3 protein-coding genes are annotated in these 3,910 nt (G+C 36.8%); all 3 read right to left on the bottom strand.

The annotated features are described in order from the left end of the window. Window positions 1–19: 19 nt before the first annotated feature. Complete coding sequence (locus tag ACOVQ4_RS20605; protein WP_421822490.1) at window positions 20–1,609, bottom strand: glycosyltransferase family 39 protein; 1,590 nt, start codon at window positions 1,607–1,609, stop codon at window positions 20–22. Between the two features lie 35 nt (window positions 1,610–1,644). Next, complete coding sequence (locus tag ACOVQ4_RS20600) at window positions 1,645–2,838, bottom strand: class I SAM-dependent methyltransferase (protein ID WP_421822489.1); 1,194 nt, start codon at window positions 2,836–2,838, stop codon at window positions 1,645–1,647. 87 nt (window positions 2,839–2,925) lie between these two features. Continuing rightward, window positions 2,926–3,910, bottom strand: a 985-nt coding sequence (locus ACOVQ4_RS20595; RefSeq protein ID WP_421822488.1) for an alpha/beta hydrolase, incomplete at its 5' end; no start/stop codon positions are given.

Below are 3,910 nucleotides of genomic sequence, written 5' to 3'. Positions count from 1 at the left end.
CACAATTCAATAATTACCTCTAATACCGATACTTTATGCCCTCAAAATTGAACAATACTAAGGTTTGCCCTTTTCTTTTCAACAAAACTCTATCTGCCTCTTCAAGTGATATTCTTTGGGTATAGGTGGCATCTTTGGGTAGGTACAAATTAACCAACTGCGCATCGTGATTATCAAATTCTCCTTTTGGACGCTCGATTGCCTTGCTAAAACCAGTTGCATAAAATGAAGGATAAACAATGGTATCGCCAGGCATATATATTGACTTAATTTTGTCTGCAATCAAAATATAAGGGTTTGATATCCGCCCGTGAGAATTAGTATATTTCTGCTGTGTATCGGCATAAAAATGTTTGATAATTCGAGCAAAAGAATAATACTGTACCATAGCCAATACTGCAAAACCTATTGCGATAATTTTGTATTTTTCAAACATTAACACCAAAAACCAAGCCATCAATATTGATACAAAAGGTAAACCAAAACTGGTATATCTAAAATAAAATCCTGTCATCACCCCTGCTTTATAAGCCGATAATACTGAAAAAACAAAAGGGATAAACACCATCAATAAAACAAACACAAACAACTGAATATCAATCTTTTTACTTTTATTCAGAATAATCCACGCTACTAATACCAATAAACCAATTACAAGAACGAGCGCTATTTTATTACCTAATTTTTCGTACCATCCATTAGTAAAAATAAAGTAATCAGATACAATACTTATTCCTCGAGTAAAGAGATTTTTCCAAGAAGCTATATCGATAAACCCTTGATAGGATGCTGCCAACTTCGGATTTTTCAAAATAGAATGATACAAATTAGTAGCATCTTTGATATACAAAAGAGCATATTGCCCAGGCCCTTTTGTCATCCATAATCCAAACGGAATAGCCATAATTACATAACATACACAGAAGTTTCGAAGCTTTTCGAAAGTGCGATCAACCAGCAACCAATAAAGTCCATGTGCCAGAAAAACCGTAAAAGTGAGGTAGTTCGAAAAAATGGCTAATACAATCGAGAGGGTATAGCCCACATAATACTTCAGTGAGTTTTTACCATTAACCATTATCTCCAAGAAATAGTATGAAGCTACCGTACCAAAAAAGATACAGGTCGTATAAAAACGTGCTTGTTGACTAAAGATGATAAAAAAAGGCTCGGTTGCCGCCAAAAATGCTGCTAATAAGGCAATCTTATCATTTTTAAATATATTTCGTCCTATCAAAAAGATGAATAAGATGGTCAGTAAATTATATATGGCTGAGACACTCCGAAGTACTCCATCCGAGTGACCAAAAAGCTGTCCAAAAATATTCATGCTAATCAAATGCACGGTTGCATTGCCACTGGTATCGCCGCGGGCGTTGGCATCTAGCAAATCAGCGATGGTTTTTGGTTGCCAGAAGTCTTTTGGTGTAAAAGTTTTGTCAGGTGCCATGAGGGCTTTTTTCCCTCCAATATTCACATTTCCTACCGCTACCATAATTCCTTGTTTTTCGTCACCAAAAATGCCATAATGGTTGATATGATAAAAACGGAGTACAGCAGCAAAAATAACAATGAACAGAAAAGCGATATTTGCAGTATTCTTAGACATTTAATTTTATTTTGAGGTCAATGGATAAGTTAGTGCTACAAAGGTAGCATTGTAAGTCTTTCTAAATGATGATATTCGATACCAAAATAGGCTTTGGTTTGAGCTATTTCTTGCAAAATTTCTTCTTGACGTTTTGGATTAATACCAGATTTAATCCCCACAACCAATACATTTTTGGGCGTATGTGCATCTGAAATAAATTCAAAAACTTTGGTTTTGTAACCAAAATATTCCAAAATCAATGCACGAATTCCGTCAGTAACCATTTCGGCTTGTCGTTCGAGAAATATGCCGTATTTGGTCAAAAACTTCAATTCATTTTGCGCTTTGTTCTTTTCTATTTCTCTTCTGATTTGCTTGTGACAACATGGCGCCACCACAATCAACTCGGCATCAGATTGCAGACCTTTGAATATAGCGTCGTCTGTGGCAGTATCGCAGGCGTGCAAAGCTATCAACATACTGATATCTTTTTGCTCATAATCCAAAATCGTTCCTTGGGTAAAACTCAAACCATCGAAACTTGCATTTTGGGCAAATTGATTACACAAGTTGACCATGTCTTGTCGGTATTCTACACCTTGAACTAGCGTTTTCAAGCCTAAGGTATTGTGCAGATAATCGTACAAAGCAAATGTTAAATACCCTTTCCCAGAGCCCATATCTACCACTTTGTGTAGTTTTTCGATGGCTGAATCTTTAATCAAAGCGCTCAAAATTTCTACATAGTGATTGATTTGGCGGTATTTGTCTTGAGCATTTTTAAACACATTTCCTTGCTCGTCTGTGATTTTCAAATCCACTAAATAAGCCTTTTCATTCGTAGATATCAACCTTTTCTTTTCTTTATCATGACCCAATGAGGGTTGATTTGTCACACTGGCCGCTTTTTGCTTTAGAATTACTTTACCATTTTTCAAGGCCTCATATTGCCAATCTGACGCTGTGCTCATGAGTGTTGCTACTTTAAAACCCTCTTCCAACCATTGAGCAACCCAACGATATCCTTCTGTCAAGTCGAAGTTCTTGACAATATCTTTCGTTTTATATCGAAAAGTAAACGCTAGTTTTTCAATGTTTTTTATCAAAACTAAACGTATGTAAATATTTTTCAAATCAGGCTCATCGCCCTGATAATTGCCCAAAGAGACTTTTACCAAAGACTTTTGCTCGACTGCCTGTTGAATTTGTTCACAAAATTGTACTATCTGATTTTTCACTAGAATCATCTTTAAACTTTCAAAGTGCAAAGATACAAAAATAGCCTCGGATTGAGGCTATTTTTGTACTTATCAAAGAAGCTGTTTGGTAAATGGTTATTTTTTCAACCATCCATTTGAATCCATCCAACTTTTCAAACGTTCAAACCATTTATCTGGAGTAGTTTTATTGTTCAAACCAAATCCATGCCCACCTTTTGGATAAATATGTAATTCGGCAGGGACTTTCTTTTCTACCAAAGCATCATAAAATCTCAAAGAGTTTTGGACAGGAACACCGCCATCATCTTGGGCATGTACCAAAAAACACGGAGGTGTTTGTGGCGTCACCTGCAATTCGTTAGAATACAAATTCACTAAGCTTTCTGATGGATTTTTGCCAATCAATTGTTCCTGTGAGCCTCTGTGTCCAAAAGGTTTCATCGTGATAACAGGATATAACAACACCGCAAAATCAGGTCGAACGTTGCTTTTATCTGCCAATTCACCTACTGGTTGGGCAAAATGTGTCGCTGTCGTTGCAGCCAAGTGTCCACCAGCCGAAAAGCCCAAAATACCCACACGATTGGGGTTAACACCAAAAGATTCAGCTTTCGAACGTACAAATCTCAATGCTTGTTGCGCATCCTGTAAAGGTGCAATTGTTCTGTCGTCTTGCTTCGTTGAATCAGGAATGCGGTATTTTAACACAAAAGCAGTCACGCCGATTTTGTTTAGTTCCTTTGCTACATCAGAACCTTCGTGAGAAGCTGCCAAAATACGATATCCTCCTCCTGGAAACACAATCACGGCTGTTCCATTGGCCGTTTCTTTGGACGCAGGATATACTGTAATAGAAGGAATTGAAACCTCAGAAATTCTCAAAATACCATTGGCATCCGTCGCCGATGACTCTGTATTTTTATGAGGTTTTGTATTAGGAACTTTTCCTTCGTATAAAGGATATTCTTGAGTTTGTGCTTGTGCTAATTGCATCATAGTCGCTAAACAAATAGAAAATAAGACTTTTTTGGTCATAGGTAAAAGGATGTTATTGGTTAAAAGATTATCGGTTATCGGAATAAAAAAGTAAGTAGTCGTG

It is taken from the genome of Flectobacillus sp. (assembly GCF_049240685.1).
In the GTDB taxonomy this organism is placed as follows: Bacteria; Bacteroidota; Bacteroidia; order Cytophagales; family Spirosomataceae; genus Flectobacillus.
This window is presented reverse-complemented; position numbering and strand designations above follow the sequence as displayed.

Bases quoted from the DNA above. Each gene is read 5' to 3' on its own strand.
- ACOVQ4_RS20605 (WP_421822490.1), bottom strand. From the start codon at position 1,609: ATGTCTAAGAATACTGCAAATATCGCTTTTCTGTTCATTGTTATTTTT.
- ACOVQ4_RS20600 (WP_421822489.1), bottom strand. From the start codon at position 2,838: ATGATTCTAGTGAAAAATCAGATAGTACAATTTTGTGAACAAATTCAA.